Annotated in this window: 11 protein-coding genes and 1 pseudogene; 4 read left to right on the top strand and 8 right to left on the bottom strand. The window is 71.6% G+C overall.

The window, feature by feature from the left end:
- Positions 1 to 166: 166 nt before the first annotated feature.
- Positions 167 to 496, bottom strand: a pseudogene (rsgA, locus tag ACIRHA_RS09325) (GTPase RsgA); the annotation flags it as partial.
- A gap of 206 nt (positions 497 to 702) precedes the next feature.
- Entirely contained in the window at positions 703 to 1,680 is a 978-nt protein-coding gene (locus tag ACIRHA_RS09330) for a LacI family DNA-binding transcriptional regulator (RefSeq protein ID WP_403841891.1), read from the bottom strand.
- Positions 1,681 to 1,929: 249 nt separating this feature from the next.
- Between ACIRHA_RS09330 and ACIRHA_RS09335 the strand changes: the two genes are divergently transcribed.
- From ACIRHA_RS09335 to ACIRHA_RS09345, 3 genes are all read left to right on the top strand, one after another.
- Positions 1,930 to 3,294 carry an NCS2 family permease gene (locus tag ACIRHA_RS09335; RefSeq protein WP_403841894.1) on the top strand — a complete coding sequence of 455 codons (1,365 nt, stop codon included), beginning with the start codon at positions 1,930 to 1,932 and terminating at the stop codon, positions 3,292 to 3,294.
- 48 nt (positions 3,295 to 3,342) lie between these two features.
- Positions 3,343 to 5,061 (top strand): adenine deaminase C-terminal domain-containing protein, encoded by a 1,719-nt coding sequence (locus ACIRHA_RS09340; protein ID WP_403841897.1) that lies wholly within the window; start codon positions 3,343 to 3,345, stop codon positions 5,059 to 5,061.
- A gap of 141 nt (positions 5,062 to 5,202) precedes the next feature.
- Positions 5,203 to 5,514, top strand: coding sequence for a WhiB family transcriptional regulator (locus ACIRHA_RS09345; protein WP_403841900.1), 312 nt, complete (start codon positions 5,203 to 5,205; stop codon positions 5,512 to 5,514).
- A gap of 89 nt (positions 5,515 to 5,603) precedes the next feature.
- Here the strand turns inward: ACIRHA_RS09345 and ACIRHA_RS09350 are convergent, their stop codons facing one another.
- The 5 genes from ACIRHA_RS09350 to ACIRHA_RS09370 are packed head-to-tail and all read right to left on the bottom strand — an operon-like array spanning position 5,604 to position 11,554.
- Positions 5,604 to 6,950: a DUF3100 domain-containing protein gene (locus ACIRHA_RS09350; protein ID WP_403841904.1), complete on the bottom strand. Its 1,347-nt coding sequence runs from the start codon at positions 6,948 to 6,950 to the stop codon at positions 5,604 to 5,606.
- Between the two features lie 4 nt (positions 6,951 to 6,954).
- On the bottom strand, positions 6,955 to 8,172 hold the full coding sequence (locus ACIRHA_RS09355) for a M20 family metallopeptidase (protein ID WP_403841907.1): 1,218 nt from the start codon (positions 8,170 to 8,172) through the stop codon (positions 6,955 to 6,957).
- A 10-nt stretch (positions 8,173 to 8,182) separates the two neighbouring features.
- Positions 8,183 to 9,739, bottom strand: a complete 1,557-nt coding sequence (locus tag ACIRHA_RS09360) for an aldehyde dehydrogenase family protein (RefSeq protein ID WP_403841910.1) — start codon at positions 9,737 to 9,739, stop codon at positions 8,183 to 8,185.
- Between the two features lie 13 nt (positions 9,740 to 9,752).
- Positions 9,753 to 10,622, bottom strand: a complete 870-nt coding sequence (locus ACIRHA_RS09365; protein ID WP_403841913.1) for an NAD(P)-dependent oxidoreductase — start codon at positions 10,620 to 10,622, stop codon at positions 9,753 to 9,755.
- 59 nt (positions 10,623 to 10,681) lie between these two features.
- Positions 10,682 to 11,554, bottom strand: a complete 873-nt coding sequence (locus tag ACIRHA_RS09370) for a MurR/RpiR family transcriptional regulator (RefSeq protein ID WP_403841916.1) — start codon at positions 11,552 to 11,554, stop codon at positions 10,682 to 10,684.
- Positions 11,555 to 11,725: 171 nt separating this feature from the next.
- Between ACIRHA_RS09370 and ACIRHA_RS09375 the strand changes: the two genes are divergently transcribed.
- Positions 11,726 to 12,766, top strand: coding sequence for an enoyl-CoA hydratase/isomerase family protein (locus ACIRHA_RS09375; RefSeq protein ID WP_403841919.1), 1,041 nt, complete (start codon positions 11,726 to 11,728; stop codon positions 12,764 to 12,766).
- A gap of 22 nt (positions 12,767 to 12,788) precedes the next feature.
- Here the strand turns inward: ACIRHA_RS09375 and ACIRHA_RS09380 are convergent, their stop codons facing one another.
- Positions 12,789 to 13,265, bottom strand: coding sequence for a nucleoside deaminase (locus ACIRHA_RS09380; protein ID WP_403841921.1), 477 nt, complete (start codon positions 13,263 to 13,265; stop codon positions 12,789 to 12,791).
- Positions 13,266 to 13,312 lie beyond the last annotated feature (47 nt).

A 13,312-nucleotide genomic window follows, 5' to 3' on the forward strand; every position in this document is an offset into this window, starting at 1 on the left:
TGTCCAGGCGGCGCTCGCTCAACTGGCTGGTGTGGATCGCCTGTTGGGCCGCGCAGTCGGGCTCGCGGTCGTGACCGCAGTCCCGGAACCCGCACTCCTGGGCGAGCTGCTCGATGTCGGCGAAGACCTGCTCCAGACCGTCGGCGGTGTGCTGCAGGCCGACCCCAGGCAGCCCCGGTGCGTCGATGACTACGCCTCCGCCGGGCAGCGAGACCAGCTCCCGGTGCACGGTGGTGTGCCGACCCTTTCCGTCCTGGGCCCGGACAGTGCTCGTGGCCAGGACCTCGGCGCCGAGCAGCGCGTTGGCCGGCGTGGACTTGCCCGCACCCGAGGGGCCGACACCGGTGGCAGCGCTGGTGACCACCGTGTCGACGCCCGGCGCCAGATCAGTGACCTCGGCCTGCGCGGCGTCGGTGGTGCGCAGACCGGCCCAGTCGCCGGTGCAGGGGGAGAGGACGGGGTCCGGCGAGGACACAGCCGAGGAGCCCGCGCTCACAGCGAGGTGGAGGGCAACGGATTCAGACCGGGACCCGGGACGTAACGAATTCAGACCGGGACCCGGGACGTGAGGATGGCCCGGGAGCTGCCGACAGCAGCGATCTCTACCGTGATCATTAACCTCACCTGCCTTGAATGGTTACAAGCCGAAAAGTCCTCCGGGACGATATCACCCGACTGGACCGCCAGGCACCGGACGACGGCTCACCTTCGGGGCGGCGGCGCCGTCGACGCGCGGAGCACCGGCGCCGCCGGAACCCGTGACGTCACCGTGCGCCGCTGCCCGCCGACCAGTTCGTGGAGGCGGGTCACGGCGAGCGTGCCGACCTCCTGCAACGGCACGTCCAGGGCGGTCACCGGGGGAGTCGTCGCGCCGAGCGTGCTCAGGTCGTCGGCCGCCGCCAGGCTGATGTCCTCGGGCACCCGCCGCCCGGTACTGCCGAGCCCGTGCAGCAGCCCCAGCGCGAGATAGCTGTTGTACGCGAGGACGGCCGTGGCGGCGCCGGGCAGGGAGCGCGAGGCCTCGATGCCCGCGTCGAACGTGGGCGGCAGCGGGCCCAACACCTGCACACGGGCGCCGGCCTCGGAGGCCTGCGCGGTGAGCGCCGAACGCCGCTGCTCGTCCGCCCAGGAGCCCGCGGGACCGGAAACGTAGGCGATCTCGCGGTGGCCGAGGTCCAGCAGATGGCCGAGGAGTTCGGCCAGGCCCGCCGCCGTGTCGGCCACGACGGCGGGCAGCCGACCCACCTGGCGGTCGACGAGCACCAGCGGCCGGCGCCGGAAGCGCTTGCGCAGCGCCGCGTCCGTGCCCACCGGGGTCACCATGATCAGGCCGTCGGCCTGCTCGGACAGCCGGTCGGCGAGCGCGGCCTCGCGCTCCGCGTCGTACTCCGACACGGCGATCAGCAGATGGCTCTCGGTGTCCTCCGCTGCCTGCTGCGCCCCGATGACCAGGGGAGCGAAGAAGGGGTTGGAGAGCGTCGGCACGATCAGGCCGATGAGCCCTGTACGCCCTGTGGTCAGGGCGCGGGCCGCGGCGTTGAGCTGGAAGCCGAGTCGGTCCGCGGCCTCGCGCACCCGCAGCCGAGTGCCCTCCGCGACCATGTCGGGGCGGTGCAACGCCCGCGAGGCGGTGGCCTTCGACACCCCCGCCGCGTGTGCCACGTCCATGAGCGTCGCCACTGCTGCCCCCTGCTGCCCGTGCCGTGTCTGCGGTCCGGCCCGAGTCATCAACCGTTCCAAGGAACTGCCCGGGCCGCTGTTCACTTTCCCTTTATGCCGTGTCATGATACCTGCAACCGGTCTCTGCAACCGGTTGCAGAGACCGGTTGCCGAGACCGTACCCAGCCGGGTGCCCGCACGCCCCGCGTATTCCTCGCGCCGACGTCGCCGCAGACTGCCCTGCCCACCCCTCATCCCGCCGAGGTCCCCATGTCCACCACCGCTCCGCCCTCCGGGGAGCAGGCCGACGCCGCCGCTCCCGAGCCCGCGTCGCTCACCGAGCGGCTCTTCCGCGTCCGCGGCCGCGGCAGCAGCCCCCGTACGGAACTCGTCGCCGGCGCCTCGATGTTCATGGCCGCGGCCTACGCCGTCGTCGTGGTTCCCGGCCAACTGGCGGGCGCGGGCGTGCCGCACGGTGCCGCCACCACCGCCGTCATCATCGCCATCGCGCTGGCGACCCTGGCCATGGGCCTCATCGCCAACCTGCCGTTCGTCGTCGCGCCAGGCCTGGGCGGGGTGGCGCTGATCGCCTTCACCATCGTCGGCCAGGACCACGTCCCCTGGGACACCGCACTCGGCATGGTGTTCTGGTCCGGCGTCGCCTTCCTGGTGCTGACCCTGCTCGGCATCCGTGACCTCGTCACGCGCCTGATGCCGATGAACCTCAAGTACGCCATCAGCGGTGGCCTCGGCCTCTACATCGCCCTCATCGGCTTCCGCGACGCCGACCTCGTCGTCGGCAACGCCGACAAGGCCGCCCTCGCCGTCGGCGACCTGTCGAAGCCCGCCGGACTGCTCGCCCTGGGCGGCCTGCTGCTGCTCACCGCGCTGGCCTCGCGCAAGGTGCCCGGCGCGTTCCTCATCACCATCGCCGCCGTCACGATCGTCGGCATCCCTCTCGGTGTCACGGACGTCCCCGACAGCCTCTTCGCCGCACCCGCCTCGCCCGGACCGCTGCTCTTCCACATCGACATCCTCGGCGCGCTCAAACCGGAGTACTTCCCGTACATCTTCGCCTTCTTCGTCTCCGAGTTCTTCTCCATGACCGGCACCCTCCTCGCCGTCTCGGGACGGGCCGGGCTGCTCGACAAGGACGGCAACATCCCCGGCTCCCGCCGCCCCTTCCTCGTCGACTCGGTCTCCGTGATGGGCGGTTCGGCCGTCGGTGCCCCCTCGATGACGGCCTACCTGGAGTCCTCGGCCGCCGCCGACGCGGGCGGCAAGACCGGCCTCGCCTCCGTGTGGGCGGCGTGCGGCTTCGGACTGCTGCTGCTCGTCACGCCGTTCGCGACGCTGATCCCCTCCGCGGCCACCGCGCCCGTGCTGATCTACATCGGCCTCAACATGCTCGGCGCCCTCAAGAACGTCGACTTCAAGGACCCGACCAACGCGATTCCGGCGGCCCTCACCGTCGCGACGACGCTGTTCTTCGGCAACTTCGGCACCGGCATCGCGGTCGGGCTCGCGGCCCACGTCCTGGTCAAGACCGTCAGCGGCCGGGTACGCGAGGTGCCCTGGCCGCTGTGGATCGTCATGGTCCCGCTGGGCTACTACTTCTACACACTCGTCCCCTGACGGCCTCTCGCCCCGAGTGACACCCCCCTTCTGAAGGAGCACGACCCCATGAGTGAGCAGCATGACCTCCGGATCAGCGGCGGGCGCGTGGTGTCCACCTTCACCGGCGAGGAGTTCGCCGCGGACGTCCTCGTGCGCGGTGACACCATCAGTGGGGTGCTGCCCCCGGGCACCCCGGCCGACGCCCGTGAGGAGATCGACGCGAGCGGCATGCTGGTCGTCCCCGGCTTCGTCGACGCGCACATGCACATCGAGAGCGCGTTCCTGACACCGCAGGAGTTCGCCGCGGTGACACTCGCGCGTGGCACGACGACCGTCCTCGCCGACCCGCACGAGATCGTCAACGTCGCCGGGCGCGACGCCATGCGCTGGATGATCGACGCCGGCCGCGAGACCGCCCAGACCCAGCTCTGGGGCGTCCCTTCGTGCGTGCCCGCCCTGGAGGGCCTGGAACACGCAGGGGCCGCGCTGTCCGCCGACGACATCGCGGAGATGCTGCGCTGGCCCGGAGTCATCGCGCTCGGCGAGGTCATGGACTACCGGGCCGTGGTCGCGGGCGACCGCCGCATGCACGAGATCACCGCCGCCGCCCGAGCGCAGGACGTCGTCCTCGACGGCCACTGTCCGAACCTGACCGGCGCCGAACTCAGCGCCTACCTGGCCACCGGCGTGGACTCCGACCACACCAAGAACCGCACCGAGGTGGTCCTGGAGAAGGCCCGCCTCGGCATGACGATGATGCTTCAGGAGAAGTGCCTCAACGAAGAGGTGGCCGAGGCCCTCCTCGCCCTGCCGCAGCTCCCGCCGCTGTGCCTGGTGACCGACGACCTCGCCGCCGACCACATCGTCGACAAGGGCCACCTCGACCACATCGCACGCGTGGCCGTGGCCGCCGGATTCCCCGCACACGTCGTCCTCAAGGCCCTGACGTGGACGCCGGCCCAGCGCCTGCGCCTCCACGACCGCGGCGTCGTCTCGCCGGGCAAGCGCGCCGACCTGGTGCTGCTGCGCGGCGAACTCGCCTCGTTCGACCCGGCGTTGGTGCTGTCCGGCGGCCGGGTGGTGGGCCGAGGCGGCGCGCCCGCCCGCTCGGATGCGGGCGCCGATGCCCCGGCCGTCGCGCCGCTCGGCAGCCGCATCGACGTCGAACCGCAGGACGCCGACGCGTTCCGCTGGACCGTCGACCTGCCCGACGGGGAGCACACCTTCCGCGCCATGCGGGTCAACGAGCGTGACACCTACACCGAGGCGGCGGAGGTCCAACTCCCGGTCCTCGGTGGTGAGGTGCGGTGGGAGGGCCGCACCACCCTCGTGCGCGTCCGTAACCGCTACGGGCGCGAGGGCGCGGTCTTCGCGCCCCTCCTCGGCCGCGAACTGACCGCCGGCGCTGTGGCCTCGACGTACGCCCACGACAGCCACAACCTCCTGACCATCGGCACCTCCCGCGCCGCCATGGCCGCCGCCGCTGCGACCGTCGTCGCGGACGGGGGAGGCGTCGCCGTGGTCGGCGGAGCCGAGGGCGAGTCGATCGCGGCACGCATGCCGCTGCCCGTGGGCGGCGTGCTGTCGGCTCGCCCGGCAGGGGACGTCGCCGACCAGGCGGCCGCGGTGCGGGGAGCGTTGGAGAGCTGGGGCTGGCGCCACCTCAACCCGTTCATGAGCGTGTCGACGCTGACCCTCGCCGTCTCGCCCGCTCTCAAGATCACGGACCGCTCCCTGGTCGACGTCGTGCGCCGCGAGGCCGTGGGAGCGACGACGGGCAACTGACCAGAACGGCGCACCTTTTGTCCGTTTCTCATCGTCAATTGACCGTGCGTTCAGAGGGGGTGGGGTGCGCGAGCTGCACGTATGGCCTAAAGTGACGACTCGGCTACGCTGAGAGGCGACACGGAAAAGGGGGCGGCAGTAGTGCGCGATGAGCAGCTTTCCAGGTGGGAGCAGGCGGCCTGCCGGACAACGGACCCGGACGAGTTGTTCGTCGAGGGGGCAGCGCAGAGCAGCGCCAAGCGCATCTGCGGCGGATGCGTGATCAAGACCGAATGCCTGGCCCACGCGCTGGATCAGCGCATCCAGCACGGAGTCTGGGGCGGGATGACCGAGCGTGAGCGCCGCGCGCTGCTGCGCCGGCGGCCGACCGTCACCTCGTGGCGGCGGCTGCTCGAGGCCGCTCGCGCCGAGCACGAGCGGCCTGTCCGAGCGGTGCATGCGGGGGTGTCGTGAGGAGTCGTCGGGGCCTGACCCGGACGACAGACCCTGGACCCTGGCCCGGACGACAGGCCCAGGGGCCTGGCCAGGACGACGGACCCTAGCTAGCCCCACGCCCCGAGCGTGAACTCGGCGATGACGACCGAGAGCAGGAACGACGCGGTGATGGCCACGAGCCCGACCGGGACGATCTTCCACCCGATGCGGCGTAGCAGCGGCAGATCCTTGCCGAGGGAGAGCCCCGCCAGCGTCAGCATGATCGTCGCGATGGACAGGAAGTCCACCGACGACACCAGGCGGTTCAGTGTGTCCGAGGCGAAGAACCACGGACTGGACACGTACGCGCCGACGGTGGTGATCCACACGATCGCCGAGACCTTCCGGCTGACCTTGGCCAGCACGAGCCCGACCAGCACCAGGGCCAGCAGCACGGCGTAACCGCCGATGATGTCCAGGCTGACGTGCCCGGCCGCGACGGAGGCGGTGCCGAGGCCGAGAACCGTCAGCACACCGAGCGACAGCCACAGCGGGAGCTTGATCTCTCCCGCCGCCGAGGCCACCTGCTCGCGGAACGCGCGGTTCTCCGCAGCGCTCTGCTCCGTCTCGACCGGCTCGGCCTGTGCGCCCACCGCCGCCTCCGTACGCCCACCACGCGTCAGGAAGCGGTAGAAGCGGTCGGCCAGCGGCAGCGCGAGATAGATGCCCACGTAGACACCGAGGATCGTCGTGATCAGGTTGGAGACCGCGGCCATGCCCAGGATGGCCTGCTCGTCGCCGGGGTAGGCGGCCACGATGCTGGCGGAGGACGCGGCCATCATCGACCCGGAACCGACACCGGCGCCCATCGCCAGGGCCAGCGGGTCGAAGATGCCCCAGTTCGACACCAGCGAGGTCAGGAGCGTGATGAAGACCGCTCCGAACATCGTGCCGAACACGTACATGGCGAGCACGCCGCGGTACTGATCGGAGTCGGGACCGTACTTCTCCGAGACCATCGCGAACGACGGCTCGCGGTCCAGCGAGAACGTGGCGCCCACCGTCGCCTTGCCCATCCGCAGCAGCACGGCGAGCGGCAGCGCGATGGCGACCGTGCCGAGCAGATGCCCGATCTCCTGGAGCAGCAGCGCGGGACCGGCGTCGGCGAGCGTCGGCAGACTGGGACCGATGTTGAACGCCAGCCGGGCGACCAGGATCATCACGGCGACGCCGACGAGCGCGGCCGCCACCTTCTGCAGGTCGATGCCCAGCGGCCGGAACTTCTGGATCGACACCAGCAGGCCCAGCAACAGGCCCCACACCATGGGGAAGATGATGATGGAGCCGATGCCCAGGTCGATGTCGAGTTCACCGATGAACTGCACGACCAGTGCGATCACCAGGGCGAGCCCGGCGATCGGCAGCGTCTGACGTGTCCGCGTGCCGCGGTCGTTCGGCTTGACGAGGGTGGACATGTCGTCACCCGGCCCTTCTGATGTCACGGTGGAAGGCGGCCTCGACGAACCGGGCGCGTTGCTCCGGATCGCCCGCCGCGTCGACGACGGTCCAGGCGAGCGCGCGGGCCGCTTCGAGCATCAGCTCGTACGCCGCGTCGGTGTCGGCGACGGCGGCGAATCCGTGGGAGTGGATGGGCACTTCGGCCCCGGGGATGCTCAGCCAGGGGTGCAGACTCGGGATGACCTGGCTGACGTTGCCCATGTCGGTCGACCCGCCGCCGAGCCGGCCGCCGGACGTGGTGTCACGCCCGAACGACTCCATCGCGGCCGTCCAGTACCCGGCCAACGCGTCGTCCTGCACGAGCGGTTCGTACAGCGGCTCGGTCGCCTCGATCACCACCTCGGTGCCGCTCGCCAGGGCGGCCCCTTCGAAGCACCGCCGCACGCGGGCGAGGAGCGCCTCGTACTCGGGCAGGGTGAACGCCCGGCACTCGAAGTCGACGACGGCCCGCTCGGGGATGATGTTGGTGGCCACGCCGGCCTCGGAGACGAACAGCGCCACGCGATGGTCACCGGGGATCTGCTGGCGCAGCAGCCCGATGGCGACCTGGGCGATGGTGGCTCCGTCGGCGGCGTTCACACCTTGGTGGGGCGCGGCAGCGGCGTGCGCGGCCCGGCCGGAGAACACGGCACGGTAGCGGCCGACCGCCTGCGCGGTGGTCCCCGCCGGGTTGTACGAGACACCGTCCTGCACCGGATGCACCATCAGTGCCAGGCCCACACCGTCGAACGCGCCCGCCTCCAGCATGAGTGTCTTGCCGCCGCCGTGCTCCTCCGCCGGGGTGCCGATGGCCTTGAGTGTGATGCCCAACTCGTCGGCGTACGGGGCCAGGGCCAGCGCCGCGGCCACCGACGCACCGGCGATGAGATTGTGCCCGCAGGCGTGGCCGACGCCGGGCAGCGCGTCGTACTCGACACACAGCGCCACCGTCAGATCGCCGCTGCCCGCGGTCGCCGTGAACGCGGTGGGCAGGCCTCCGGTGCCGTGCTCGACCGTGAACCCGCCCTCGGCGAGCAGCGCCGTGATCGCCGCCGCGGACTCGGTCTCCTCGAAGGAGAGCTCGGGACGGGCGTGCAGGGAGCGGGCCAGGGACAGCACCTGGCTCTCCCATTTGGTGACACCGGCGGAGGTGTCCTTCTTGAGTCGGTCGCCCTTGGCGACGGTGTGTGTCTGGCTCATGAAGGACTCCTCAGTAGCTCAGCGACGGGAACGGGGAACCGGCGGCACGCGTGGGCGTCCACACGGCCTTGGTCTGGGTGTACTCGTCCAGTACGCCGGGGCCGGAGGACCGGCCGTGCCCGGAGTCACCGAAGCCACCGAAGGGCACGGCCACGTGGATCGTCTTGTACGAGTTGATCCAGAAGGTACCTGCCTTCACGGAGCGAGCCACATGGTGGGCCCGCGCGACGTCCTGCGTCCACACCGCGCCGGCCAGCCCGAAGGTGGTGGCGTTGGCACGCTCGATGGCCTCGGCCTCGGTGAAGAAGGAGTCGACCCCGACGACCGGACCGAACACCTCGGTGGTCTCCAGCACATTGGCGGGACTGACCCCGTCCAGCACCGTGGGAAGAACCCAACGCCCGTCCGCGAGCGCAGAGTTGGTGACCTGGGTGGGCAGGCTCGCCGCCGTGGCGCGGCGGGCGCCGCCCGCGATGCCCGCCTCGACGAGCGAGGTGACCGTGGCGAACTGCGACTCGGTGATGATCGGGCCGACCTCGGTCCCCGGGTCGAGCGGATCGCCGACCCGCAGCCGGGCCGCCCGCTCCGCGACACGCGCCACGAAATCGGCGTGCACCGACCGCTCCACCAGCAGCCGCGAACCGGCCACACACGACTGCCCGGCCCCCGAGAAGATCGCGGACACGGCGCCGTCCGCCGCCCGGTCGAGATCCGCGTCGGCGAACACGATGTTGGCGCTCTTGCCGCCGAGTTCGAGGACCGTCGGGATGCCGGCGGCCGCCGCAGTGACGGCCACCCGCCGCCCCGTGCCCACCGAGCCGATGAAGGACACCTTGCCGACGCGCGCGTCGCTGGTGAGGGTGGCGCCGACCGTGGAGCCCAGGCCGGTGGCGACGTTGAACACGCCGTCCGGCAGACCGGCCCGGTGGGCCAGCTGCGCCAGGCGCATGGTCGAGGCGGGCGTGAACTCGCTGGGCTTGACGACGACCGCGTTGCCGGCGGCGAGCGGCGCCGCCGAGTTCCAACCTCCGGTGAACAGCGGCGCGTTCCACGGCGTGATCGCCACGACGACACCCCACGGGACCCGCTCGGTGTACGTGTGCCAGTTGCCCGGAACCGGGATGGTGTGTCCCAGCAGCTTGTCCGCCCAGCCCGCGTAGTAGCCGAACATCTCGGCGACCTTGGCGGCCTCCCCTCGGGTGTCACGGATCGGCTTGCCCGTGGTCGCGGACTCCAGCGCCGCGAGTTCCTCGACGTGCTCGGCGACGGTGCGGGAGACCTCGCGCAGGATCGCCGCCCGCTCGAAGGGGTCGGTGGCGGCCCACACCTCGGCCCCGCGGACCGCGCTCGCGAGGACGGCGTCGGCGCCCTCCGTACCGGCGTCGGCGTAGTCGGCCACCCACTCGGAGGTGGCGGCGGACGTGAGGCGGACGGCGTCGCCGCGGCCGGGGACGACACGGCCGTCGACGAACGAGCCGAGGCCCTGCGGGAAGTGGGCGTCCAGGGCCGCGCGGGCAGTGGCGGCACCGGAGGTGGCCGAGCCGATGGAGAAAGTCGTGGTGTTCATGGTGCGTCGGTCCTTAACGCGTGAGGGTCGGTGCGACGGTGCGGGCTATCTCGGAGAAGTCGGCGGCCGGGCCCAGTTCGGCCAGGGCCTCCTGCCACCGCTCGCTCGCGGCGGCCAGCAGCCGAGGTGTCTCACCGCGGTGCTTCGCGGTCTCGACGGCCAGGGCGGCATCGCGCGCCATCAGGCCGAGCGAGAACCCGGAGTCGTACGTGCCGCTGAGCACCCAGTCCGGATACATGGCGGCGGACGCCTTGCTGGCACCGGACGCGCCACTGATGCCGGCGGCGGAGGCCGCCGGGTCGACGCCGTAGGACTTCGCGACGGACAGGGCCTCGCCGACCGCCACCAGGTTGACCGCGGCCAGCATGTTGTTGAGCAGCTTCACCACGTTGCCCGAGCCGGGGCCGCCGAGGTGTCGGAACTGGCCGCCAGTGAGGGCGTCCAGGACGGGCCGCGCGGCATCGAGGGCGTCCGGCTCGGCGCCCACGAACGCGGTCAGCCCACCGGTCACGGCGCCGGTGCGCCCACCCGAGACGGGCGCGTCGACGAAGGACACACCCCGCTCCGCCGCGAGCACCGCACACGCGGCCGAGGTGTCCGGCTGCGACGTCGTGGTGTCCACGACGGCCACCGTGCCCGGGCGGGCCAGCAGCACGGGCAGGCTCGCCTCGACGACCTGGGCCGACGGCAGGGACAGCACCACGTACGGCGTGCCGGCGAGCTCCTCGAGCGTGTCGACGGTGTCCACACCGGCTTCCTGGGCGGTGGCCCGCGCCGCGGCGGAGGGGTCGTACCCACGAACCCGCCAGCCGGCGGCGACCAGGGCGGTGGCCATGGCACCGCCCATCGACCCGAGGCCGACGACGGCGATGTGCTTACTCATCTGTGCTCCTTGCGGGAGGGAGGCGGCGGAGAGGCGCGGAGCCCCGCCGCCCGGAGATGTCAGTCGAGATAGATGTCCAGGTCCCGCCACAACTGCTGGGTGCGGCGGATCGCGGCACGGCTGCGCTCGGGCCGCGCCTCCTGCATCCCGGCGAGCAGCCCGTAGACGACCGACGTGGCGGCGGTGACGGACTGGAAGAACGAGATGCCTTCGGACGGCACGATCAGCAGGTGGTCGGCGATCGAGGTGGCAAGCCGCCCACGGCGCATGTCGGTGATGGCGACGACGGTGGCCCCGGCCTCGTGGGCGGCCTCCGCGGCGGCGATGACCTGCTTCGTGGAGCGCCACATGTTGACCACCAGCAGCACATCACCGGGGCCGACGCTGTTCACGGCCGAGGCCAGGTGCACACCGGCCCGGTTCTCCAGCGTGATCGGGTAGCCCATGGTGGAGCCGAGGTGTGCCATCACCGTGGCGGGACCCGAGAAGGAGCCGACGCCGATGACAAGGATCGACCGGGCCTGCGCCAGCGCCGCGATGGCGGCCTCGGCCTCCGCAGCGGAATTGCTCTCGAGGGTCTGGCGCAGATTGTCGAGGTCGTGCGTCAGCGCGTCGTGCAGCGGGCTGCGGTGCTCGCCGTGCTCGGTGAGCGTGTCCTCGGTCGAGATCTGCACCAGGTAGCGTGCCCGCAGCTCCCGCTGAAGGTCGGGCCAGCCCTGGTAGCCCAGGGTCTGGGCGGCCCGGACGACCGTGGAGCTGTTCACGTCCGCCCGCTCGGCGATCTGCGCGATCTCCGCGTACGAGGCGAGCTGCGGGTTGCGCACGATGACATCGACGACGCGGGTCTGCGCCTTGGACAGGCGTACGTCGGGCAGGGCGTCGCCCAGCCAGTCGGCCTGGCCGGGGTTCTTGGGGGTGCGAGGTGAAGGCACGGGCGTTGCTTTCTGAGAGAGAGGCAATCTGCAAGTGCGATTGCACAAACGTACCTCGCAATTTCAATTGCGGGAACCCCTGTTCGCTCCGTCGTCAGCTGCGCCGCAGGTGAGTGCCGCCGCAGGTGATAGAGATGGTCCTGCCGTGATCTTCACCGGAAGGAACCACCGTTGAGCTCCGATGACGCCCCCGTGCTGCGGGCCGTTGAGGGACGCGCCGCGTACCTCACCCTGAACCGGCCGCGCGCCCTGAACTCCCTCACCCACACCATGCTGCGGTCGATCGCCGAGGCGCTCGACACCTGGGCGGGGGACCCCGCCGTCGGGACCGTCGTGCTCCAGGGGGCGGGGGAGCGGGGTCTGTGCGCCGGGGCCGACATCCGGCTCTTCCACGACGACGCTCGCAGCGGTGACCACCGTGCGGCGCAGGCCTTCCTGCGGGACGAGTACCGGCTCAACTCCCATATCGCGCACTACCCGAAGCCCTACGTCGCCGTCATGGACGGCATCGTCATGGGCGGCGGCGTAGGGCTTTCGGCGCACGCCGGCATCCGCATCGTCACCGAACGCTCGAAGGTCGCGATGCCCGAGGTCGGCATCGGCCTGGTCCCCGACGTCGGCGGCACGTACCTGTTCACACGCGCGCCCGGACACCTCGGCACCCACCTCGCGCTCACCGGCATGCCGGTCGGCGCGGCCGACGCGCTGCTGTGCGGCCTCGCCGACCACTACGTACCGTCCGAGGCACTGCCCCGGCTCCTGCGCGAGCTGGCGGAGGCGGAAGACGCCGTCGCACGCCACACGCAGCAGGCACCGCCCGGAGTCCTCGCCGAGCAGCGCACATGGATCGACGAGTGCTACGCCGCGGACACCGTCGAGGAGATCGTCGAGCGGCTCTTCGCCACCGGTGATGTCGCCGCCAAGGAGGCGGCGGACCTGATCCTCTCCCGGTCGCCGATGGCCGTGAAGGCGACACATGAGTCCCTGCGCCGCGCGGCCCGCCTCGACACGCTGGAGCAGGCCCTCGACCAGGAGTACCGGGTGATCTGTGCGGCCCTCGACACCCACGACCTGCCCGAGGGCATCCGCGCCCAGATCATCGACAAGGACCGCGACCCGAAGTGGTCCCCGGCGACACTGGCCGGAGTCGGGGACGCAGACGTGGAGCGCTACTTCGCGCCGCTGGGGGAGCGGGAGCTGGGCCTCGGCTGACGGCCCGGAGGGTCAGGCCTGGTCAGGCCCCCTGCGCCAGTCGGCGGTGCAACTCCCTCACCGCTGGCACCAGTTCGTCCACCGGCCCCTCGACCTTGACCGACGGGGCGATGTCCTGCACGGGCAGGGAATTCACGGGGCCCTGGGGCCGCCCCCATTCGGCCAGCCACCCGGACAACTGCGCCGAGGACGCCACGTACACGATCCGGTCGAGCCCGACCCAGGCGTGCGCCGCCGAGCACATGGGGCAGTGCTCGCCGGAGGTGTACACGGTGGAGTGGGCCCGCTCCTCGGGGGTCAGGTGCCCGGCTGCCCAGCGGGCGAGCTCGAACTCGGGATGCCGGGTCGAGTCACCGTCGGCGATCCGGTTGCGGTCCTCGGCCCGGACCTTCCCGGCGCCGTCCACCAGCACGGAGCCGAACGGCTCGTCACCGGCGTCCAACGCCTCGGCGGCCAGCTCCACACACCGACGCAGGTGGTCCAGTTCACGCTCTTCCACGGCGGCCTCTTTCGCTACGGGGACGGGCCTGTGTCGCAGCCATCCTG

Source organism: Streptomyces sp. NPDC102360 (genome assembly GCF_044766085.1).
Lineage (GTDB): Bacteria > Actinomycetota > Actinomycetes > Streptomycetales > Streptomycetaceae > Streptomyces.